The sequence below is a fragment of the Azospira sp. MPR-LB4 genome (genome assembly GCF_058809525.1).
Genome location: NZ_CM179521.1, coordinates 1,592,210 through 1,613,323 on the forward strand (window position 1 = coordinate 1,592,210; position 21,114 = coordinate 1,613,323).

The following is a 21,114-nucleotide window of genomic DNA, read 5'->3' on the forward strand; positions in this document are numbered from 1 at the left end:
GCTCAGTCCTGCAGGGCGGCCTGCAGGGTGCCGGTGACGGCGGCCGGAGCCAGGGCCACCAGGGTGCGGGCACCGATCAGGGACTGGATTTTTTCCGCCAGTTCGGCGGCGCCGGCAAAGGCCAGCAGATCCACGCCCGGATGCTCGGCCAGGGCCTTAAGCACCGCCTCGTCGCCCTGGACCAGGTTGCAGGCGCCGTCAGGCACGCCGGCCCGGGTGAACAGCTCGGCCAGGGCCAGGGCACAGGACGGGGCCAGGGGGCTGGGCTTGAGCACCACCACGGCGCCGGCGGCCAGGGCCGAGGCGGCCAGGGCGGCGGGGGCCAGCAGGGGCGCCACGTTGTCGCTGAGGCCGGCCACCAGGCGGGGCTGGCCGTGGGGCGCCGGCATCTGGCGCAGGCAGGCGATGGTGGCGGCCACTTCGGCCTGGGCCACGCCCTGGTCGCAGCCGGTCTCTTCCACCAGCAGCTTGGCGAAATGGCCGGCGTAGCGGTCCAGGCTGTCGGCCACGCTCTTGAGGCAGCCGCGGCGGGTTTCCACGTCGGCGGCGGACCAGGTGGGCAGGGCCAGGCGGGCGTTGTCCACCGCCGTCGCCACCTCGTCGGCGCCGCACAGGGGCACCTTGCGCAGCACTTCGCCGGCGGCGTTCTGGATGTCGCGGAACACGGGAGCCATGGTCAGGTAGGCGCGACCGCCAATCCACAGGGGCAGGGCCGGGGCTTCGTTGGGGGTGAGCATCATGGTGGCTGTCCTCAATAATTTGAAAATTCGTCTGGCCCCGGAGCGTAGGCGGGATCGGCGGCCAATACCTTGATCCGCTTCAATCCTGGCCGGCGCCGGGTGTTCGGCTCAATCCTGCCGGCGGCGGGCGGCGTACAGCTCGCGGAAGGTCTTGCCCTGGGGCGCCGGGAAATCCCGTCCCCGGCTCCATTCGGGCACGCCGGGCAGGGTGCGGATGGAGGCCTTGCCGCCGGCCAGCAGTTTCAGGGCCCGGGCGCCGAGGCCGGCGGCCAGGGCGTACAGGCGCGGCCGGGCGGCGAAGAAGCCCCAGGTGCGCAGGGCCCAGCGTTCCTGCCAGGGGCGCAGTTCCGTTTCCATCTGCTTTTCCCGCAGCTTGCGCAGCAGTTCGGGCAGGGGAATCTTCACCGGGCAGACGATGCTGCACTGGCCGCACAGGGTGGCCGCCTGGGGCAGGTCCGGCGCCTGTTCCAGGCCGGTGTAGAGGGGCGTCAGGACCGAGCCCATGGGGCCCGGATAGACCCAGCCGTAGGCGTGGCCACCGATGCTCTGGTACACCGGACAGTGGTTCATGCAGGCGCCGCAGCGGATGCAGCGCAGCATCTCCTGGAAATCGCCGCCCACCAGGCCGGCGCGGCCGTTGTCCATGAGCACGAAGTACATGTGCTCGGGGCCTTCCACCGCACCCTCGGCCCGGGGGCCGGTGAGCAGGGAAACGTAATTGGAGATGGTCTGGCCGGTGGCGGAGCGGGTCAGCAGGCGCAGCAGGGCGGAGAGGTCTTCCAGGGTGGGAATGACCTTTTCGATGCCCACCACCGCCACATGGACCCGGGGCAGGGTCGTCACCATGCGGCCGTTGCCTTCGTTGGTGACCAGGGCCACGGAACCGGTTTCGGCCACCAGGAAATTACCGCCGGTGATGCCCATGTCGGCGGAGAGGAAGTGTTCCCGCAGGGCCACCCGGGCTTCCCGGGTCAGGGCCGGGATGTCGATCTGGCCTTCCGGCGTCACCGGGCGGCCGTGGCAGCGGGCGAACAGTTCGTCCACCTCTTCCTTGTTCTTGTGGATGGCCGGCGCCAGGATGTGGGAGGGCGGTTCCTTGGCCAGCTGCAGGATGTACTCGCCCAGGTCCGTTTCCACCGACTGCACCCCGGCGGCCTCCAGGCCCTCGTTGAGGCCGGCCTCCTCGGACAGCATGGACTTGGACTTGATGACCTTCTTCACCCCGTGGCGCTTGGCGATGTCCACGATCAGCTGCTGAGCCTCCCGGCCGTCCCGGGCCCACAGCACGGTGGCGCCGGTGGCGGTGGCTTTGGCCTCGAAGGCCTCGAGCCAGGCATCCAGGTCCGTCAGGGCCGTATCCCGGATCTCGGCGCCGATGCCGCGCAGGGTTTCGAAGTCGCCGGCCTGGCCGACGCTGTCGAATTCGGCCACCACCCGGGCCCGGCCGCCGACGAAGAGTTGCTTGGCACCGCCCAGCTTGGACTGGAGGGCCGGATCGGCCAGGCGCTCAGCCGCCCGGGCGCGAAATTGGAGGGACTTAACTTCCACGAGAAGAGCCTTATGCAGGGAAGGGCAAGAAAAAAGTCAAAAATATATTGCGACGCACAATTCCATAATGCGAAAATTGCCCGCCACGGCTGCGAAAGCCGAATTATAGTGCTCCCGGGAACAAACCCAGGGATGCGATAAAGAAAGCGACCGAGAGAACATGGCAGAGAGTGCAAGCAGTGCAGGCAAGGCCAGCCCCCGGGCTGCCGCCAAGACGGCCGGCGAGAAGCCGGAAAGCCGCAGTTCCATCCAGGTGATCGAGCGCATGATGTCCCTGCTCGACGCCCTGTCCGCCCAGCCGGACCCGGCCAGCCTGAAGCAGCTGGCCCAGGCCACCCAGCTCCACCCCTCCACCGCCCACCGCATCCTGGCGGCCATGACCCACGCCCGCTTCGTCGAGCGTCACGACCAGGGCACCTACCGCCTCGGCATCCGTCTGCTGGAGCTGGGCAACCTGGTCAAGTCCCGCATCAACCTGCGGGAAGTGGCCCTGCCCTTCATGCAGACCCTGCACGAAACCATCGGCGAGGCCATCAACCTGGGCGTGCGCCGGGACGACGAGATCGTCTATATCGAACGCACCTCCAGCGGCCGCTCCCTGGTGCGGGTGGTGTATCTGGTGGGCGGCAGCGCCCCCCTGCACCTGACCTCCGTCGGCAAGCTGTTCCTGGCCGAGGCCGGCGCCCAGGAGGTGAAGGAATACGCCAAGCGCACCGGCCTGCCAGGCAAGACGCCCCACTCCCTGACCACCATGGCCGCCCTGGAAAAGGAACTGGACAAGATCCGCCGCCACGGCATCGCCTTCGACAACGAGGAAGCGGAAATCGGCCTGAAGTGCGTCGCCGCTCCCATCCACGACGACGAAGGCCATCTGGTGGCCTGCCTCTCCGTCTCCGCCCCCACCGACCGCCACAATCCGGACTGGGTGGACCAGGTGCGGCGCACCGCCGACGAAATCTCCCAGGCCCTGGGCTACAGCAAACCGCGCAAATAGGCGGGTGGCGGGCGACAGCGCCCGGCCCGGCAAAAGAAAAAGGCCGCGCAATGCGCGGCCTTTTTGCTGGGTGCCGAAAACTCAGGCGCGGCTGGTGCGGCGACCGAGGGAGGCGCTTTCCATCCAGCGCTTGATGCGGTTGGCGTCGCCGATGCGGGTCATCTTGCCGGCGGAATCCAGCAGCACGATGACCACCGGGCGCTCGGCCACCCGGGCCTGCATCACCAGGCACTTGCCCGCTTCCTGGATGTAGCCGGTCTTGGACAGGCCGATATCCCAGGTGGTGCTCTTCACCAGGGCGTTGGTGTTGTGGTACTCCAGCAGGCGGCCATTGGTTTCCACCATGGCGCCGGAGGTGGTGGAGAACTCCCGGATCAGGGGGTAGGTATGGGCCGCAGCCACCATCTTGGCCAGATCGTTGGCGGTGGACACGTTGTTGCTGGTGAGGCCGGTGGGATCCTGGAAGTGGGTGTCCATCATGCCCAGGGAGCGGGCCTTGCGGTTCATGGCTTCGACGAAGGCATGCAGGCCGCCGGGATAATGCCGCGCCAGGGTGTGGGCGGCCCGGTTCTCGGAAGACATGAGGGCCAGCAGCAGGGCGTGTTCCCGGGTCAGCACGGTGCCGACGGAAAGGCGGGAGCGGCTGCCCTTGAGGGTGTCGATGTCCTCTTCGCCGATGGTCACCGGAGCCGACAGGTTGGGCTGGGAATCCAGCACCACCATGGCGGTCATTAGCTTGGTGATGGAAGCGATGGGCACCACGGCGGAGGCGTTCTTCTGGTAGATCACTTCGCCGTTGCCCTGGTCCAGAACCAGGGCGGCGCTGGACTGGACGGCCAGGCGCTGGGCTTCGCCGAAGTCGGCGGGAACGGCGGAAGCACGGCGCACATTGGAATTGCGCACGTTCTGGGAAATCACTTTGGGCTTGCTGGCGGTGGCCGGCTTGCTCGTCGAGGCCTTGACCGGCTTGGCGGCCTTGGCGGCGGGGGCGGATTTTGAAGTCTTGCGTGCCTTGGACTGGGAGGCTTCGGCGGCCGGCGGAACGGCCACGGCAACAGCTGCCAGACCCAGCAGCAATGCGGGAATGAACGTCTTCCGCATTTATTTCTCCTGCGAGGTGTCGGGTTACAGGGATTTTACGTCAGTTTAATCAGAGTTCTTAATACTTCAAGAAAAATAATGAGATGGCGTAGTTTCCTTAAGCAATTCAACAGGTTTCAACCCAGGTCAAGGAAGGCCCGCACCTCGTCGCCCCGGGCCAGGGTGTCCCGGTAGCCCAGATCCATCAGGGCCTGGGTGTAATCGGCCTGAAACAGGAGGTAGCTGGTGAGGGCGCCGCCATTGCGGCGCAGGGCGCCGATGCCGGAAAGCAGGGTCTTCACCGGCCAGGGCAGACTGCGGGCGTGGCGCGCCGCCAGGTGGTCGAGCCGCTCCGAGGGCGACAGCACCAGGGTCTGGATCGGCCGCAGGGCCAGCCCCGAGGCCTGCCGCACTTCCGGCGGGATGACCGAGAGGGTGCGGTTGATGCGGGTCAGGCGCTCGATATCCACCGCCAGGCCGTCGAGGAAAATGGAGGACAGGGCGTGGCCCGCCACCTGGGCCAGGGACGGGTAGCCTTCGCCGCCGCCCCGGGCCTGGCGCTCCTGGCCCAGGCGGCCGGCGGCTACCACCAGGATGCGCTCGGCCCCCAGGTGGATGGCCGGGGCGATGGGCGCCAGCTGGCGCATGGAGCCGTCGCCGAACCACTCCCGGTTAAGCTTTACCGCTGGGAAGATGAAGGGAATGGCGCAGGAGGCCATCAGGTGTTCCACCGTCAGGCGGGCCCGGGCGCCGACCCGCTGGGCCCGCTCCCAGGGGTCGATATGGGCCAGGCCCTGGTAGAAGCTGACGCTCTGTCCCGAGTTGTAGCCGGAAGCGGTGATGCACAGGGCCTGCAGGGCGCCGCTGCCCACCGCCCGGTCGATGCCGTGAAAGTCCAGCTCCCCGGCCAGCAGTTCGCGCAGGGGGCCGTTGTCGAGCAGGGAGCGGGGATTGCGCCGCAGCAGCCAGCCGAAGGCCAGGGCCGAGAGCCAGCGGGCACCGGCGATGCCGACGCCGAGGGCGTCGCCGCGATAGACCCGGTTGACCTCCATGGCCTCCCACACCCCCACCAGGCGCTGCACGGCGCCGCGAAAATTTTCCGCACCGCAGGCCAGGCCGGCGGCATTGATGGCGCCGGCGGAAGTGCCGCAGATGATGGGGAAGGGATTGCGCCGGGCATCGGGCAGCAGTTCGGCGATGGCCCGCAGCACCCCGGCCTGATAGGCGGCCCGGGCGCCGCCGCCGGACAAGACGAGGGCGGTGGCACCGGCACTGCCGGGAGGCAGGGAGGACGGGGAGTTTGAAGGGGAGTCAGCCATCATCCCAGTGTAAGGCGGGCCCCGGGCAGGATCACGTTGCAATGCAGCAGGGACGGGCCTCGCCGCCATGGCCGGCCCAGGCATGGCGCCCCGCCTGGGCCGGCGGGCAGACGTAAAAACGCCCCGGCGCCGGAGCGTCGGGGCGTTTGGGGCCGGCAGCCGGGGCCAAAGCCCGGATCAGCGCTCGGTGCCCGCATCCACCACCGTCAGGGCCGTCATGTTAACAATGCGGCGCACCGTGGCGGTGGGGGTCAGGATATGCACCGGCCGGGCGGTGCCGATGAGGATGGGACCCACGGTGAGGTTGTCGCCGGCAGCCGTCTTCAACAGGTTGAAGGAGATGTTGGCGGCATCCAGGGTGGGCATCACCAGCAGGTTGGCCTGGCCCTTGAGGCGGGAGTTGGGGAAGCCCTGCAGGCGGATCTGCTCGTCCAGGGCGGCATCGCCGTGCATTTCGCCTTCGGCCTCCAGTTCCGGCGCCTGCTCGGCCAGCAGCTCCAGCACCTTGCGCATCTTCAGGGAGGTGGGAGTGTCCTCGGTGCCGAAGGTGGAATGGGAGAGCAGGGCCACCTTGGGCGTGATGCCGAAGCGGCGGATTTCGTCCGCTGCCAGCAGGGTCATCTCGGCCAGCTGCTCGGCGCTGGGGTCGTAGTTCACATAGGTGTCGCCGATGAACACGGTGCGGCCCGGCAGCATCAGCAGGTTGAGGGTGTAGTAGCTGCTGGAGCGGTCGTTGGTGCCGATGACGTGCTTCACATAGAAGCGGTGCAGCTGGTGCCGGCCGAAGGTGCCGCAGATGAGGCCGTCGGCCATGCCCAGGCGCACCGCCAGGGAGCCGCACAGGGTGTGGCGGCGGCGCACTTCGCGCTTGGCGTAGTCGAGGGAGACGCCGCGGCGCTCCATCAGGCGGTGGTATTCCTGCCAGAACTCGTCGTAGCGGGGGTTGTTGTCCGGGTCCAGGATGTCGAAGTCCAGGCTCTCGCGGATGCGCAGGCCGGCGGCTTCCACCTTGGCATTGATCACCGCCGGGCGGCCGATGAGGATGGGCCGGGCGATACGCTCTTCCACCACCACCTGCACGGCCCGCAGCACCCGCTCGTCCTCGCCTTCGGCGTAGATGATGCGCTTGGGCGCCGCCTTGGCCTGGGCGAACACCGGCTTCATGATGAGGCCGGAGTGGTACACGAACTCGTTGAGGCTCTGCAGGTAGGCGGGCCAGTCGGTGATGGGCCGGGTGGCGACGCCCGAATCCATGGCGGCCCGGGCCACGGCCGGGGCGATCTTGACGATGAGGCGGGGATCGAAGGGCTTGGGAATCAGGTACTCGGGGCCGAAGCCGGAGACCTTCTCGCCGTAGGCGGCAGCGACGATCTCGCTCTGCTCGGCCCGGGCCAGTTCGGCGATGGCCTTCACCGCCGCCAGCTTCATCTCTTCCGTAATGGTGGTGGCGCCCACGTCCAGGGCGCCGCGGAAGATGAAGGGGAAGCAGAGGACGTTGTTCACCTGGTTGGGATAGTCGGAACGGCCGGTGGCGATGATGGCGTCGTCCCGCACTTCCTTCACCAGGTCGGGCAGGATTTCCGGCGTGGGATTGGCCAGGGCCAGGATCAGGGGATTCTTGGCCATCTTGGCCACCATGTCCTGCTTCAGCACGCCGCCGGCGGAGAGGCCGAGGAACACGTCGGCGCCCTCGATGACCTCGCCCAGGGTGCGGGCATCGGTCTTCTTGGCATAGCGGGCCTTGATCTCGTCCATCTCCTCGACGCGGCCTTCATAGACCACGCCCTTGATGTCGGTGACCCAGATGTTCTCCACCGGCACGCCGAGCATCACCAGCAGGTCGAGGCAGGCCAGGGCGGCAGCGCCGGCACCGGAGGTGACCAGCTTGATCTGCTTCAGGTCCTTGCCCAGATAGGTGAGGCCGTTGAGGATGGCGGCGCCGACTACGATGGCGGTGCCGTGCTGGTCGTCGTGGAAGACGGGGATCTTCATCCGTTCCCGCAGCTTCTTCTCAATATAGAAGCACTCGGGGGCCTTGATGTCTTCCAGGTTGATGCCGCCGAAGGTGGGCTCCAGGGAGGCGATGGTCTCGATCAGCATGTCCGGGTCGCGCTGCTCGATTTCCAGGTCGAAGACGTCGATGTTGGCGAATTTCTTGAACAGCACGCCCTTGCCTTCCATCACCGGCTTGGCGGCGAGGGGGCCGATGTTGCCCAGGCCCAGCACGGCGGTGCCGTTGGTGATGACGCCCACCAGGTTGGCCCGGGCGGTGACGGTGGAGACTTCGGCCGGATTGGCGACGATCTCTTCGCAGGCGGCGGCCACCCCGGGGGAGTAGGCCATGGAAAGGTCGTACTGGTTGGTCAGCTGTTTGGTGGGCTGGACCGAGATCTTCCCCGGCTTGGGATGGCGATGGTAGTAGAGGGCGGCTTCGCGCAGCTGCTTGTTGTCCATGGTTCTATCCACTATGCAAAAAGTCGTTTCACGATACGAAAGAATATATCAGGGTAATCCCCCATAGTCGAGTTTCTATTGGACTGATCCTGTGGCATAATCCCGCGCTTTCCTGAATCCCGCCGATTCATTCACTGTAGTCAAGGGCTCACCGCGCCACAACCAAGCCGAGCATGCTTTTCACGGCAAACCTCCGCAGGCAGGCCAGTTCCTCTCCTGCGATCTCCGACAGCGACGCCCTCCGCGCCGTGTGTCTGTGCGCGTGCCCCACAGTGAGCAAACGGTCGCTCCCCAAGAAGAGCCGCACTCAGGAAAACCAGGACAACGCGCTCCGCGAAAAGCTCGCCCGCCCTCACCGAGGTCGGGCGTTTTCGTTTTGGCGGTCCTGATTTCTCTTTAGTTTCATTTTTCGGATTTTTTACCTCTTCCTGGAGACCTGGAGACCATGAGTACTTCCAACACCGTCGCCCCGATCAACGCTCCCGATTACGTCAAACACGAGGGCCTCAAGAAATGGGTGGCGGAAATCGCCGCCCTCACCCAGCCTGACCGTGTTTATTGGGCAGACGGTTCCCAGGAGGAATACGACCGCCTGTGCGCCGAAATGGTCGCCGCCGGCACCCTGATCAAGCTCAACGAAGCCAAGCGCCCCAATTCCTACCTGGCCTTCTCCGATCCTTCCGATGTGGCCCGTGTCGAAGACCGCACCTACATCTGCTCCGAGAAGAAGGAAGACGCCGGCCCCACCAACAACTGGGAAGAGCCCGCCAAGATGCGCGAGACCCTCAACGGCCTGTTCAAGGGCTGTATGAAGGGCCGCACCATGTACGTCATCCCCTTCTCCATGGGTCCCCTGGGCTCCCCCATCGCCCATATCGGCATCGAGATCACCGACTCCGCCTACGTGGTTGTGAACATGCGCACCATGACCCGCATGGGCAAGGCCGTCAGCGAACTGCTGGGCACCGATGGCGAGTTCGTGCCTTGCGTGCACTCCGTGGGCGCCCCCCTGGAGCCGGGCCAGCAGGATTCCAAGTGGCCCTGCAACCCCACCGTCAAGTACATCGTGCACTACCCCGAGACCCGTGAAATCTGGTCCTACGGCTCCGGCTACGGTGGCAACGCCCTGCTCGGCAAGAAGTGCTTTGCCCTGCGCATCGCCTCCACCATGGCCCGCGACCAGGGCTGGCTGGCCGAGCACATGCTGATCCTGGGCGTGGAATCCCCCGAAGGCGAAAAGACCTACGTGGCAGCCGCTTTCCCCTCCGCCTGCGGCAAGACCAACTTCGCCATGCTGATCCCGCCCAAGTCCTTCAACGGCTGGAAGATCACCACCATCGGCGACGACATCGCCTGGATCAAGCCCCGCGTGGACAAGGACGGCGTCACCCGCTTCTACGCCATCAACCCGGAAGCCGGCTTCTTCGGCGTGGCCCCCGGCACCAGCGAGAAGACCAACTTCAACGCCCTGGCCACCCTCAAGGAAAACATCATCTTCACCAACGTGGCCCTGACCGATGACGGCGACGTGTGGTGGGAAGGCCTGACCAAGGAAGCCCCGGCTCACCTGATCGACTGGCAGGGCAAGGACTGGACCCCGGAAGACGGCAAGGCCGGTCGCAAGGCTGCCCACGCCAACTCCCGCTTCACCGCTCCGGCCGCCCAGTGCCCCTCCATCGATCCGGCCTGGGAAGATCCCGCCGGCGTGCCCATCTCCGCCTTCATCTTCGGCGGCCGCCGCGCCACCACCGTGCCCCTGGTGTACCAGGCCTTCAACTGGAACTTCGGTGTGTACATGGCTGCCACCCTGGGCTCCGAAACCACCGCTGCCGCCTTCGGCGCCCAGGGCGTGGTGCGTCGCGACCCCTTCGCCATGCTGCCCTTCTGCGGCTACCACATGGGTGACTACTTCAACCACTGGCTGAAGATGGGCCACACCGTGGAAGCCACCCCGAAGATCTTCTGCGTGAACTGGTTCCGCGTGGACGAAGAAGGCAAGTTCATGTGGCCCGGCTTCGGCGACAACATGCGCGTGCTGAAGTGGATCGTCGAACGCTGCAAGGGCACCATCGCCGCCAAGGAAACCAAGCTGGGCTGGATGCCCCGCTTCGAGGACATCGACTGGACCGGCACCGACGTCGACAAGGCCGACTTCGACGCCCTCACCACCGTGGACGCCGATGCCTGGCAGAAGGAACTGGAACTGCACAAGGAATGGTTCGACAAGCTGGGCGAAAAGCTGCCCAAGGAACTGACCCTGAAGCGCGAACTGTTCGAACTGGGCCTGTTCAAGGACGTCGCCTAAGCACCAGCGCCTGCGCTAAGATTGAGAGGCCGCCCCAGGGCGGCCTTTCTTTTTGTCCGCAGCCCCTCCCCTCTACACCCACCGCCCCACGGAAAGCCGCCATGCCCGTCTCCGCCCCCCGCCTCGCCGACATCGCCCCCTTCCACGTCATGGAACTGCTGGGCCGGGCCCGGGAGCTGGAAGCCCAGGGGCGGGACATCATCCATATGGAAGTGGGCGAACCGGACTTCCCCACTCCGGAACCCATCCTCGCCGCCGCCCGGGAATTCCTGCAGGACGGTCGCGTCTTCTACACCCCGGCCCTGGGCCTGCCCGAGTTGCGGGAAGCCATCTCCGGCTTCTATCGGCAGCGCTACGGCATCGCCGTGCCGGCCAGCCGCATCGCCATCACCGCCGGCGCCTCCGGCGCCCTCACCCTGGCCCTGGCCTGCCTCGCCGCCCCCGGCAGCGAGTGGCTGCTGACGGACCCGGGCTATCCCTGCAACCGCCATTTCGTACGCGCCTTCGAAGGCGTTCCGGTCAGCATCCCGGTCGGCGCCGCCAGCAATTTCCAGCCGACCCGCCTGGACCTGGAACAGCACTGGAACGAACGCACCGCCGGCGCCCTCTTCGCCTCGCCGGCCAATCCCACCGGCACCATGCTCGACGCCGCCGAACTGGCCGACATCGCCGACTTCGTGCGCCAGCGCCAGGGGCAGTTGATCATCGACGAGATCTACCACGGCCTCACCTACAACGGCGACGCCCCCACGGCCCTGGCGGCCGGCGACAACATCTTCGTCGTCCAGAGTTTCTCCAAGTATTTCCAGATGACCGGCTGGCGCCTGGGCTGGCTGGTCATTCCCGAACCCTTCGTGCGGGACGTGGAGAAGCTGGCCCAGAACCTCTTCATCTCGGCTTCCACACCGGCCCAGCACGCCGCCCTGGCCGCCTTCCAGCCGGAGACCATCGCCCTGCTGGAACAGCGCCGCGCCGAATTCAAGGCCCGCCGGGACTATCTGGCACCGGCCCTGGAAGCCATCGGCTTTCGCATCACCGCCCAGCCCGAAGGCGCCTTCTATCTCTACGCCGACTGCAGCACCCTGACCGACGACAGCTTCGGCTTTGCCCGCCGCCTATTGGAAGAGGCCGGCGTCGCCATCACTCCCGGTATCGACTTCGGCAACCACGGCGCCAGCAGCCACGTCCGCTTCGCCTACACCAACGCACAAGCACGCCTGGCCGAAGGCGTGGAACGGATTCGCCAGCTACTCGCCTGACACCCGCCAGCACCGGGCCCCACTCGCAGCCTCCAGCACCATGTTTCCCAATCCGCCTGCTGACTTGCCCGGCGGATTCCCCAAAAGAAAACGGACAACAACCCCCTAGGTCGGGGGTTGTTGTCCGTTGTGCCTGTTCCGCCGCTTATTTCGGGCGGGAGCCGGTCGGAAAAGGCCAGGCGGCAGCCGGGTTCAGGGCGGACTTCAGGCCCGGAGTGGCGGCGGTGGAGGGGGTCGGAGCCGGCGCCGGAGCAGCGGCCGGAGCGGCAGCAACTTCGGGCTTCTTCTCTTCCACCTTGGCGGGAGCCGCAGCGGGTTTGGCCGGAGCAGCCTTCTTTGCAGCGGGCTTGGCGGCAGCCTTAGCGGGAGCAGCCTTCTTCGCAGCGGGCTTGGCGGCAGCCTTAGCGGGAGCAGCCTTCTTCGCAGCGGGCTTGGCAGCAGCCTTGGCCGGAGCAGCCTTCTTCACAGCGGGCTTGGCAGCAGCCTTGGCGGGAGCAGCCTTCTTCGCAGCGGGCTTGGCGGCAGCCTTAGCGGGAGCAGCCTTCTTCGCGGCGGGCTTGGCAGCAGCCTTGGCGGGAGCAGCCTTCTTCGCGGCGGGCTTGGCAGCAGCCTTGGCCGGAGCAGCCTTCTTCGCGGCGGGCTTGGCAGCAGCCTTGGCCGGAGCAGCCTTCTTCGCGGCGGGCTTGGCAGCAGCCTTAGCGGGAGCAGCCTTCTTCACAGCGGGCTTGGCAGCGGCCTTAGCGGGAGCAGCCTTCTTCGCGGCGGGCTTGGCAGCAGCCTTAGCGGGAGCAGCCTTCTTCGCGGCGGGCTTGGCAGCAGCCTTGGCCGGAGCAGCCTTCTTCGCGGCGGGCTTGGCAGCAGCCTTGGCCGGAGCAGCCTTCTTCACAGCGGGTTTAGCAGCAGCCTTCGCCGGGGACTTCTTGTCCTTGGCGGCCTCGGTCTTCGTCTTCTTTGCGGTTGCCATAAATAACCTCCTTCTCCAGGATCGAAAATTGGCTTTAAGACACAACGGACAAAACGAGATCCGCCCGGGAAAAGCACGGACCATTCATCGACCTTCCGGAGGAAGCGCCGGTTGAATACGGAGCGGCAACACGCGAACGAACTGAAGACGCGTGAGCGGCAATACGCAACGACGCCAGCAGGCGTCGGCAGAATAATTCGGGGAGGAGGCTGGACGTTGCCGCAGGTCGACGGCAACGGAAAGAACCGGGGACAAACGCGATGGGATGGAAAGGGCGGGGCGTCATTCTCGGCTCTTGGCGATTCACGGTCGCGGAGGGGTGAAGAAGCCGAGTCCCGCGCCAGTCTTGGCGTTCCGGGATTTGCTTTGCAGCTGTTTTGGCGTGCTTGCGTAAGTGACCACTAGATTTAGTGTGCCCATTGTGATTTGGGCCTAATTCTAGTAATGGGGTATTTCCTATGCAAGTGTTTTTTAACTCTTTTGCATGGCTGGAAAGCGCACGGTTGCGAACTCGCAACGCAATTGCTGCCAGTCGAAATGGGGGCCGGGATCGGTCTTGCGCTGAGGGGCGATGTGGCAATGCCCGGCCACCGCACTGATGGGGTAGTGCCGGAGAATGGCTTGCAGCAAGGCTTTCAGGGCATCGTACTGGGCCGGCTCGAAGGGCATGGCATCGCATCCTTCGAGCTCGATGCCGATGGAAAAATCGTTGCAGCGCTCCCGCCCCAGCCACTCGGAGACACCTGCATGCCATGCACGCTTGTCGCAGGAAACGAACTGCACCAGCTCGCCATCGCGACGAATCAGGAAGTGGGAAGAGACACGCAGATGGTGAATGGAGGCGAAGTAGGGATGGGCCGCCGGGTCCAGGGTGTTGTCGAACAGATCGAAAATCCAGGGGCCGCCGAAGTCGTCGGGCGGCAGGCTGATGGCGTGGATGACGACCAGGCTCGGCCGCTCTCCCTCGGGCCGCTCGTCCTGATTGGGCGACTCGCGCCGCACTGCGCCGGCCAGCCAGCCCTCGGCATCGAAGCGCTCCGTCATCACTCGATCCCCAGACGGGCCATGCGATAGCGCAGGGAGCGGAAGGTGATGCCGAGCAGGCGCGCCGCCGCCGTGCGATTGCCCTGGGTCTGAACTACCGCCTCCTGAATCGCCTGGCGCTCCAGACGGTCCAGATAGGTATCGAGAGACTCGCCGCCGCGCCCTTCGGAACCGGCATCGGGATGACCGTCATCGGCAAGGGAAAGCTGCAGGTCGCCTTCGTCGATCTCGCTGCCACTGCATAGCGCCGTGGCCCGCTCCAGAATATTCTCCAGTTCGCGGACGTTGCCGGGGAAGGTGTAGCGACACAGCGCCGCTTCGGCCGCGGACGTCAGCGGCAACGCCGACGCCTGATGGGCCAGACGGTCGAGACAGGCACGAGCCAGCTGGGGAATGTCCTCGGCCCGCTCCCGCAGCGGCGGCATGCGCAACTCGATGACGTTGAGACGGTAGTACAAATCCTGGCGGAAGGTGCCGGCCTCGACGCAGGCCTTCAGGTCCTGGTGGGTGGCACAGATGAGGCGCACATCCACCGCCTCCTCCACGGTGGCGCCCACCTTGCGCACCCGCTTTTCCTGGATGGCCCGCAGCAGCTTGACCTGCATGGACAGGGGCAGGTCGGCCACCTCGTCGAGAAACAGGGTGCCGCCCCCCGCTGCCTGGAAGAATCCTTCCCGATCCTGCTCGGCACCGGTGAAGGCGCCCTTGCGATAACCGAAGAACTCGCTTTCCATGAGGTTCTCGGGGATGGCCCCGCAGTTCACCGGAACGAAAGGCGCCTGGCTGCGGTTGCTCTGCTCGTGGATGAGGCGGGCCGCCAGTTCCTTGCCGCAGCCGGATTCGCCGGAGATGTAAACCGGCGCCTGGCTGCGGGCCAGCTTGGCGATGATCTCCCGCACCGTGCTCATGGCCCGGGAATCGCCGAGCAGCTGCAGAGCCTCGCTGCGGGGCGCCCCCTCGGCCGCGGATGCCACCGGCAGATCGATGGCCGACTTGATCAGGGTACGCAGCTGATCCAGGGCCACCGGCTTGGCCAGATAGTCGAAGGCCCCGGCCTTGAGGGCCGCCACCGCGTTCTCGGTGCTGCCGAAGGCGGTGATCACGGCCACCGGCGTCTCGCTGTACTGCTCGCCGATGAGGCGCACCAGTTCCAGCCCTTCCCCATCGGGCAAACGCATGTCGGTCAGGCACAGCTGGTAAGACTCCCGGGCAAGGAACTCCCGAGCCTCGGCCACGGTGCCGGCGCAATCCGCCGCCAGCCCCATGCGGGACAGGGTGAGGTCCACCAGTTCCCGGATATCCGCTTCGTCATCCACCACCAGCACCCGGGCCAGCGCCCCCCTGGCGCGGCGTTCACTTTTGGCCTGAGCCATGCCCTCTCCTTCCCGTTATTCTGAAATGGGCTCCACCGGCCCTGGACTCGCTCAACAACTCCAGCTGCGCCCCGTTGGCTTCGCACAGTTCCCGCGCAATGTGGAGCCCCAGGCCGGTCCCCTTGCCATGGGTGGTAAAGAACGGTTCGAACACCTGCTCCCGGATGGCTTCGGGAATGCCGGGCCCATCATCCTCCACATGCAGCTCCACCATGCCGCCATTGCCGTAGGCAACGCGTAGTTGCACGCTACCGGGTTGTTGCCGGCTGTGCCGCAATGCATTGCTGAGCAGATTCCACAGCACCTGGTGCAGATGGGTACGATCAAACTCCAGTTCGGCTCCGGCCAATCCTTCCAGGCACAGCACGCCGGGAGCCGCCTCCGCCTTGGACTGCAACTCGTCCAGATAGGCCGCCAATGCAGCATTGAGATCGATGGACTCCGGATGGCAGCGGTCCCGCCGTCCCAGCTCGAGTACGTCGCGCACGATGCGCTCCAGGCGCTGGGTATTGTCCAGGATGATGCGCACCAGTCGGGCATCCCCGCCCTTCGGGTCCGCATCTTCCCGCAGCAGCTCACCGGCATGGCTGATGGCGGACAGGGGATTGCGGATTTCGTGGGCGATATTGGCGGTCAACCGCCCCAGAGCCGCCAGCTTCATCTGGCGGGACTCCTCGCGCAGGCGGTCCATGTCCTCCAGCAGAATCAGGGTGTCACCGGCACTGCTCGGGGTCTCGAGAAAACGGGCAAACAGCTGCTTGCCGTTGCGCGGGACGTGGAAGACCAGGCCGCTCTCGTCCTTGCTGCCTTCCCGCCTCCGCCAGCGGAGAAAGTGCCCTTCCAGGGCCGGCGAACAGCGCTCCAGGTTGCCAGCCTCCCCCGCCGTCAATCCCAGGAGCGCCTCGGCCCGGGGATTATGCAGGTGCACCTCGCCCAGAGGGCTGACCAGCAGGACGCCATCCTGCATTTCCTCGATCACCCGCTGACTGACACAGACCTGGTTGGCCAGCGCTTCGCCGCGCTTGCGCGCCAACTCTTCGTTGGCCACCACGCGACGGGCCAGGAGACGGGCCGAAATCGCCGAGGTAAAAAAACCCGCCCCCAGCAGGCCGACCTGGAAAAAGGCGGAGGGGTCGAATTCGCTGCTCAAGGCCAGCAGCAACTGCTGGAACAGCATGGAAAGGGTTGCCAGGGCCGCATAGAAAAGCACCAATCGCCCCTGCCCGACCAGCCCCGCCCCGGCCAGCGAGACCAGGAGCATGGCCCCCAGGCCACCACGCAGCCCCCCGCTGGCATGCATCAGGACCGTCAGGGCCACCACATCCAGGAGCACCTGGCCCGACAACTGCAGATTGAAATGACGACGCCAGAAGGCCAGCAACAACACCGAGCAGGCAGTGGCCAGGCAATAGACGAAGGCCGTCCACGTATAGAGGGACTGATCGGTGGCCGGCACCAGCTCGAAGCTGGACGGATGCAGATAGGCCGCCCCATAGAGGAGGAAGGCGGCAACCAGGCGGTAGAAATTGAAATAGCGCAGCGACTTCCAGTGCGCTTCGGAAACCTCGACAGGCGGAACATTCAGGAACGACAAGGCACGCCCTCAGCCATCGTCACGAACAACATGCTCGGCGCAGCAATAGGGATTCCCCCGAACCACCAGAGCATCGCTTTCCGGCAGATAGACGCCACAGCCACGACACACCACCATCCGCTCCACCGGCGGGTTGACGGGGGCCCCGCCGCCCAATCCACGCGATACGCCGCGCCCCCTGAACCACCACCAGGCGAGGCCGACAAAGAGAATGAACAACAGAAACTTGGACATGGCATTCCGGCTGCACAAGCAATCAGAGCGACAGCATAGCAGAGGCTCCACCACGGCCACGAGGCCCGGGGCCGGCGAAGAACAGCTGCGCTCCAAGGGCCACCGACACCCGGAAAACAAAAAAGCCACTCGGATGAGTGGCTTTTCTGAAAATTGGTCGGGGTGAGAGGATTCGAACCTCCGACTCCTGCGTCCCGAACGCTAGCCAAATATAAGTAATATTGCGGATTATAGCCATTTTTATAGACTTAATGGCACAATATTGGCACAGACAACACCCGGAAAGCCCCATGGCCACAATCCGAAAGAAAGGCGACTTCCAGTGGCACTGCCAAGTGCGACGTAAAGGCTACCCAAACCAGACTAGGACGTTCAACACGAAGGGGGAAGCGGAAAAGTGGGCCAGAGACATAGAAGGCGAGATGGACAGGGGGTTATTCCAAGATCGCCGTGAGGCAGATAAGAATACCCTGGCCCAGGTTCTCTGCCGCTTCCGAGATGAAGTTGTGCCGTCCCATAAAGGCCGAGACGCCGAGACGTTCCGGATCAATGCGCTATTGAAGGATCGTATCTCCAGCTACAAGATGAGTGCGCTGTCCGGATCTGCCTTGTCTGACTTCATAGCGCGACGTCAAAAATTGGTGTCCTCGGCCACTGTAAGACGAGAGATAGACATCATTAGCTCTGCCGTCACGAAAGCAAGAAAAGCTTGGGGAATTCACCTTCCAGAAAATCCCGTCGCCCTAATTGAACGCCCCCGCCCCGCTAAAGCAAGAGAGCGTCGATTGAACTGGGACGAAGAGACGCGACTAATGCAAGCCCTGGAAGACCATGCTGACGATCATGAAGGTTCCAAGCAATATCGCAAAGGTAGCCGCAACCCATGGATCAAACCATTTGTGCAGCTAGCTATACATACTGCAATGAGGCGTGGAGAGCTGCTTTCTCTCAGGTGGGAGGACGTAAGTCTCGAAGAACGAACAGCCCATCTCCCGGAAACAAAGAACGGGGATGCAAGGACGGTTCCTTTGTCATCTTTAGCAGCAGCTACGCTACGACAACTTCCGCATGACCCCAGCGGCCTGGTGTTCCCCATCACAGCTGATGCGGTTAAAAAAGGGTTTGAGCGGGCACGAAACCGGGCACGTGCTGACTATGTTGCAGAATGTGAGAGGAACGGCACTCGCCCTGACGATAGACTCTTGGACTTACGGCTTCATGATCTTCGCCATGAAGCCACCAGCAGAATTGCTGAGAAACTGGACAATATCTTGGAATTGTCCGCGGTCACGGGACACAAAGACATCCGAATGCTGAAACGCTACTATCACCCCAAAGCGTCAGACTTAGCCCTTAAATTGGATTAGCGAACTGCAATAACGCCCCTACCCTGGAGCAAGGCATGAGTCATTTCAGAGAAATAAAAATCGGCTTCACGGAAGGATTCCAGAATGGCTGGAATCTGTTCTGGTCGCCGTTTAAGGGTTTGATCGCTGTTTTCGGCCAGCAAATCCAAGCCCGACATAGAGATCGTTAGCACATTTGCGGGGCGCTCTACGTTGCCTCCCTGCTTGCCAGCCCTGGCCGCCCGGTCTTAGAGAGAGGTAGGGCGCCTTCAATCAACAGTACGACGCCATCCTCCGGGCGCTCTGCCAGGCTGACACCTGCTTTAACTAACGTTCCCACCACCCTATCCTTCACGACAGAGTCCGTGGCGACCACAAAAACCCATTTCCCCGTCAGGCAGGAAGGAGAGAAATCTCCACTCAAAGAATAGGTCACCTCGGCAGCCTGTACCGCAGTAGATAAAAGCAGCAGACAAAAGACTCAGAACAGACTCATTTATTCTCATCTCCCTTAATGGTCGCTCTCTGATTCTTTATTTCTTCCAACAGCTGATTAGTACGTCGCTGCTCCCTATTTAGCATGACCCAATCATCGAACACCACGGTGCATATCAGGGCACAGATGACAAATAGTGCAATTCCCGCCTTGGAGACGATGGCTGGTACGGAAAACGGGAGAAGAAATAAAGCCAAAAGAATGAACATGCCCATCACTGCCACGCCCCCCAAAGCAACATCCCACTCCTGTTCTCTAAAAAGGCTCTTGGCAAAGAAGTACGGGAAAACTAAAACCGCGATCACCACCTGAAAAACTCGCGTAACCATTCTGGGCTCCCTGACGATTGGCATTTGGCTCACCGAGCCAATGGATTTAGCCTATCAACACGACACCAAAAAATCAATAAATATTCAATATAATCAATCTGTTGTCACGTCACGACAGCGTCACCCGAGGACGCCTGTCATCCGGAGACATGAGAAGCATGTGACGGCGTTTCCGAGCCCACCAGCCTGGCCAAGCCCAGCGCCAGCAGGAGCGCCGGACAGGCACGGGGGAGCCATGTGCCCCCATTTGCGAGGCTGGGAACCAGCCGAGTTGGGGGGACATGGGGGGAAACACAGTTTCCCCCGGGGCCGGGGCAGCCGCCCCGGTGGGGGAGCCGTCGGGTAAGGGGGGCCATTTGCGAGGCGCAGCCGAGTTGGCCCGCCGCATCCGGATGGGGGCGAAGCCCGGGCCGCCGAGCGAAGCGCGGCTACCCCCGTTCGGGCCGAGCCAACGGCGAGGGAAGGGCATACCAGGGGTCCCCTTTTTCGAGAGCAAAGCGACGAAAAAAGGGGTGGGTATGCGTCCCGTAGGGACCGAGCAAGAGGCGCAGCCGCGCAGCGAAGCCCCCGAAGGGGGGTAGCCGCGCTTTGCGCGGCGGCCCCGTCAAGCCCGGCAAGGAGGGGCGCAGCCCCGACCTAGGGCGCGAAGGGCCATCGGCCCAGAGCCCAAGCCCGGCAAGGAGTCCCGCAGGGACGACCCAGGGCGCGGAGTCCCGCAGGGACGGAGGAGTTTCGCTGAAATCACCATATCCGACCTGCTATGGTGGTTCGTATCTGTAAAAACGATACAAGGGTCAAAGGAATGTCCGAAGGAAAGCTCAAAAAAAAACCACCCCGCGCTATGGACTTTATGGGCGGGCAATCTCCCCACGAGAGGAGCATCCAGAAGCGCCAAGCCGTCCTAACGTGGGTCTACCGCTGGGGATATTCGAGCGCTGAAATTATTCGGCAGGTGGCAGACCAGACAGCTGGCGGCTATGCCAAAAAGCTAGAGAGGCGTGGCCTCCTAGTTGCCACAAAAACAGAATCTGGGACACCGAGAGCAATTTTCACTTTGACTAAATCTGGCTACCAGGAGGCTGAGCGATTTGCTGACAAGCTGGCGCCGTATCCTGAATTGGATCCCTACCGAGTGAACCAACAGCTGATCCGCCACAATCTCCTGGCCCAACAGATCACTGTTCAAGAACTCGAAAATGGGAACATCCACGACTACCTGACGGAACGTTTCGTGGCTCCGGACGGCGACAAACCCGGCCAGAAACGCCCGGATGTGGTGTGGATTGCTTGGGATGGGCGCCGAACAGCCGTCGAGGTGGAGCTAACGGCAAAGTGGGAGCGCCGCTTGGACGAATTCGTCCTGGCAGTTGGAAAGGGGCTTGATCCCCAAAAGGGACCGCTCTATGCGGAGTTTGTGATCGTAACCGACGCCCCTGCTATAGAACGCCGCTACCGTGCGGCAATGGCGCCAGGGAGCACTTTGACAGTGTGGGAAAAAAATAACCGAGGACATTGGGCTCCCAAAGACCACTACGATACGCCCTCCTTTATATCCCAAGGTGTCCGCTTCATCCTCCATGAGAACGGTCAATTTCGGCAAGCGCATTCCCACAATTCTGACTTCCTTAGCAACATCCCACTCGATCCGAGTCTTTAAAGCTTTTGCCGCGAGACGCTAGGCTCGCCCCGACCAGAAGATCAAACAACCAGAAAAGGGAATTACCCTTCTACTCTGTAAATATCGACTACTGAAGGCGGGGCGATTCAACCGGTGGCCCGGAGATTGGTGCATGGTGCATGGTGCTTGGTGCTTGGTGCTTGGTGCTTGGTGCTTGGTGCTTGGTGCTTGGTGCTTGGTGCTTGGTGCTTGGTGCTTGGTTGAGAACTGGGAGCTATTGCCCCAGTCCTCAACCCCAAATATCCCATGATAAGTTCGCACCCTGAGCTGCTTGGAAAGCATCAGCTGAACGTCCGTAATTCGGCCAGAACGGCCATTCACGACCTACTGGTTTAGCGGCAGAAGTAGTTCGCTTTA

The 21,114-nt window shown here is 63.9% G+C and carries 16 protein-coding genes; 5 read left to right on the forward strand and 11 right to left on the reverse strand.

Translation table 11 applies throughout. From position 1 onward, the window contains the following. Positions 1 to 2 precede the first annotated feature (2 nt). Both AC3QLZ_RS07310 and AC3QLZ_RS07315 read right to left on the reverse strand, forming a co-directional pair. The gene (locus tag AC3QLZ_RS07310; protein ID WP_014235250.1) at positions 3 to 740 is read right to left on the reverse strand and encodes an aldehyde dehydrogenase family protein; all 738 of its coding nucleotides are present in this window, start codon (positions 738 to 740) and stop codon (positions 3 to 5) included. Positions 741 to 848: 108 nt separating this feature from the next. Further along, positions 849 to 2,288 carry a LutB/LldF family L-lactate oxidation iron-sulfur protein gene (locus tag AC3QLZ_RS07315; protein ID WP_014235251.1) on the reverse strand — a complete coding sequence of 480 codons (1,440 nt, stop codon included), beginning with the start codon at positions 2,286 to 2,288 and terminating at the stop codon, positions 849 to 851. Between the two features lie 160 nt (positions 2,289 to 2,448). Here AC3QLZ_RS07315 and AC3QLZ_RS07320 point away from each other — a divergent pair, with 160 nt between their 5' ends. Beyond that, the gene (locus AC3QLZ_RS07320) at positions 2,449 to 3,282 is read left to right on the forward strand and encodes an IclR family transcriptional regulator (protein WP_014235252.1); all 834 of its coding nucleotides are present in this window, start codon (positions 2,449 to 2,451) and stop codon (positions 3,280 to 3,282) included. An 81-nt stretch (positions 3,283 to 3,363) separates the two neighbouring features. Here AC3QLZ_RS07320 and pbpG read toward each other — a convergent pair whose 3' ends face one another. The 3 genes from pbpG to AC3QLZ_RS07335 all read right to left on the reverse strand — a co-directional run bounded on the left by pbpG (position 3,364) and on the right by AC3QLZ_RS07335 (position 8,135). Continuing rightward, positions 3,364 to 4,383, reverse strand: a complete 1,020-nt coding sequence (gene pbpG, locus AC3QLZ_RS07325; protein WP_014235253.1) for a D-alanyl-D-alanine endopeptidase — start codon at positions 4,381 to 4,383, stop codon at positions 3,364 to 3,366. A 116-nt stretch (positions 4,384 to 4,499) separates the two neighbouring features. Further along, a complete protein-coding gene (locus AC3QLZ_RS07330; protein WP_014235254.1) occupies positions 4,500 to 5,681 on the reverse strand; it encodes a patatin-like phospholipase family protein in 1,182 nt (393 codons plus the stop codon). Positions 5,682 to 5,858: 177 nt separating this feature from the next. Continuing rightward, positions 5,859 to 8,135: an NADP-dependent malic enzyme gene (locus AC3QLZ_RS07335; protein WP_014235255.1), complete on the reverse strand. Its 2,277-nt coding sequence runs from the start codon at positions 8,133 to 8,135 to the stop codon at positions 5,859 to 5,861. 445 nt (positions 8,136 to 8,580) lie between these two features. Here AC3QLZ_RS07335 and AC3QLZ_RS07340 point away from each other — a divergent pair, with 445 nt between their 5' ends. Together AC3QLZ_RS07340 and AC3QLZ_RS07345 are read left to right on the forward strand one after the other, a co-directional pair. Then, positions 8,581 to 10,440 carry a phosphoenolpyruvate carboxykinase (GTP) gene (locus AC3QLZ_RS07340; protein ID WP_014235256.1) on the forward strand — a complete coding sequence of 620 codons (1,860 nt, stop codon included), beginning with the start codon at positions 8,581 to 8,583 and terminating at the stop codon, positions 10,438 to 10,440. A gap of 101 nt (positions 10,441 to 10,541) precedes the next feature. Then, positions 10,542 to 11,699 (forward strand): pyridoxal phosphate-dependent aminotransferase, encoded by a 1,158-nt coding sequence (locus tag AC3QLZ_RS07345; protein WP_014235257.1) that lies wholly within the window; start codon positions 10,542 to 10,544, stop codon positions 11,697 to 11,699. A 145-nt stretch (positions 11,700 to 11,844) separates the two neighbouring features. Here the strand turns inward: AC3QLZ_RS07345 and AC3QLZ_RS07350 are convergent, their stop codons facing one another. The 5 genes from AC3QLZ_RS07350 to AC3QLZ_RS07370 form a co-directional block, all read right to left on the reverse strand. After that, entirely contained in the window at positions 11,845 to 12,663 is an 819-nt protein-coding gene (locus AC3QLZ_RS07350; protein WP_492783548.1) for a hypothetical protein, read from the reverse strand. 471 nt (positions 12,664 to 13,134) lie between these two features. Then, positions 13,135 to 13,707, reverse strand: coding sequence for a 1,6-anhydro-N-acetylmuramyl-L-alanine amidase AmpD (gene ampD, locus AC3QLZ_RS07355; RefSeq protein WP_014235259.1), 573 nt, complete (start codon positions 13,705 to 13,707; stop codon positions 13,135 to 13,137). Beyond that, on the reverse strand, positions 13,707 to 15,080 hold the full coding sequence (locus AC3QLZ_RS07360; protein WP_014235260.1) for a sigma-54-dependent transcriptional regulator: 1,374 nt from the start codon (positions 15,078 to 15,080) through the stop codon (positions 13,707 to 13,709). Before AC3QLZ_RS07360 ends, ampD begins: the two co-directional genes overlap by 1 nt. Then, positions 15,061 to 16,674: a two-component system sensor histidine kinase NtrB gene (locus tag AC3QLZ_RS07365; protein WP_014235261.1), complete on the reverse strand. Its 1,614-nt coding sequence runs from the start codon at positions 16,672 to 16,674 to the stop codon at positions 15,061 to 15,063. Before AC3QLZ_RS07365 ends, AC3QLZ_RS07360 begins: the two co-directional genes overlap by 20 nt. 9 nt (positions 16,675 to 16,683) lie before the next feature. Beyond that, complete coding sequence (locus AC3QLZ_RS07370; protein ID WP_014235262.1) at positions 16,684 to 16,908, reverse strand: PP0621 family protein; 225 nt, start codon at positions 16,906 to 16,908, stop codon at positions 16,684 to 16,686. A gap of 290 nt (positions 16,909 to 17,198) precedes the next feature. Between AC3QLZ_RS07370 and AC3QLZ_RS07375 the strand changes: the two genes are divergently transcribed. Further along, positions 17,199 to 18,275 carry an integrase gene (locus AC3QLZ_RS07375; RefSeq protein ID WP_014235263.1) on the forward strand — a complete coding sequence of 359 codons (1,077 nt, stop codon included), beginning with the start codon at positions 17,199 to 17,201 and terminating at the stop codon, positions 18,273 to 18,275. A 471-nt stretch (positions 18,276 to 18,746) separates the two neighbouring features. Here AC3QLZ_RS07375 and AC3QLZ_RS07380 read toward each other — a convergent pair whose 3' ends face one another. After that, positions 18,747 to 19,079: a hypothetical protein gene (locus tag AC3QLZ_RS07380; protein WP_014235264.1), complete on the reverse strand. Its 333-nt coding sequence runs from the start codon at positions 19,077 to 19,079 to the stop codon at positions 18,747 to 18,749. Between the two features lie 802 nt (positions 19,080 to 19,881). Between AC3QLZ_RS07380 and AC3QLZ_RS07385 the strand changes: the two genes are divergently transcribed. Then, positions 19,882 to 20,736: a hypothetical protein gene (locus AC3QLZ_RS07385; protein ID WP_014235265.1), complete on the forward strand. Its 855-nt coding sequence runs from the start codon at positions 19,882 to 19,884 to the stop codon at positions 20,734 to 20,736. Positions 20,737 to 21,114: the final 378 nt, after the last annotated feature.

Bases quoted from the DNA above. Each gene is read 5' to 3' on its own strand.
- AC3QLZ_RS07310 (WP_014235250.1), bottom strand. From the start codon at position 740: ATGATGCTCACCCCCAACGAAGCCCCGGCCCTGCCCCTGTGGATTGGC.
- AC3QLZ_RS07320 (WP_014235252.1), top strand. From the start codon at position 2,449: ATGGCAGAGAGTGCAAGCAGTGCAGGCAAGGCCAGCCCCCGGGCTGCC.
- pbpG (WP_014235253.1), bottom strand. From the start codon at position 4,383: ATGCGGAAGACGTTCATTCCCGCATTGCTGCTGGGTCTGGCAGCTGTT.
- AC3QLZ_RS07330 (WP_014235254.1), bottom strand. From the start codon at position 5,681: ATGGCTGACTCCCCTTCAAACTCCCCGTCCTCCCTGCCTCCCGGCAGT.
- AC3QLZ_RS07335 (WP_014235255.1), bottom strand. From the start codon at position 8,135: ATGGACAACAAGCAGCTGCGCGAAGCCGCCCTCTACTACCATCGCCAT.
- AC3QLZ_RS07340 (WP_014235256.1), top strand. From the start codon at position 8,581: ATGAGTACTTCCAACACCGTCGCCCCGATCAACGCTCCCGATTACGTC.
- AC3QLZ_RS07345 (WP_014235257.1), top strand. From the start codon at position 10,542: ATGCCCGTCTCCGCCCCCCGCCTCGCCGACATCGCCCCCTTCCACGTC.
- AC3QLZ_RS07350 (WP_492783548.1), bottom strand. From the start codon at position 12,663: ATGGCAACCGCAAAGAAGACGAAGACCGAGGCCGCCAAGGACAAGAAG.
- ampD (WP_014235259.1), bottom strand. From the start codon at position 13,707: ATGACGGAGCGCTTCGATGCCGAGGGCTGGCTGGCCGGCGCAGTGCGG.
- AC3QLZ_RS07360 (WP_014235260.1), bottom strand. From the start codon at position 15,080: ATGGCTCAGGCCAAAAGTGAACGCCGCGCCAGGGGGGCGCTGGCCCGG.
- AC3QLZ_RS07370 (WP_014235262.1), bottom strand. From the start codon at position 16,908: ATGTCCAAGTTTCTGTTGTTCATTCTCTTTGTCGGCCTCGCCTGGTGG.
- AC3QLZ_RS07375 (WP_014235263.1), top strand. From the start codon at position 17,199: ATGGCCACAATCCGAAAGAAAGGCGACTTCCAGTGGCACTGCCAAGTG.
- AC3QLZ_RS07380 (WP_014235264.1), bottom strand. From the start codon at position 19,079: ATGGTTACGCGAGTTTTTCAGGTGGTGATCGCGGTTTTAGTTTTCCCG.
- AC3QLZ_RS07385 (WP_014235265.1), top strand. From the start codon at position 19,882: ATGTCCGAAGGAAAGCTCAAAAAAAAACCACCCCGCGCTATGGACTTT.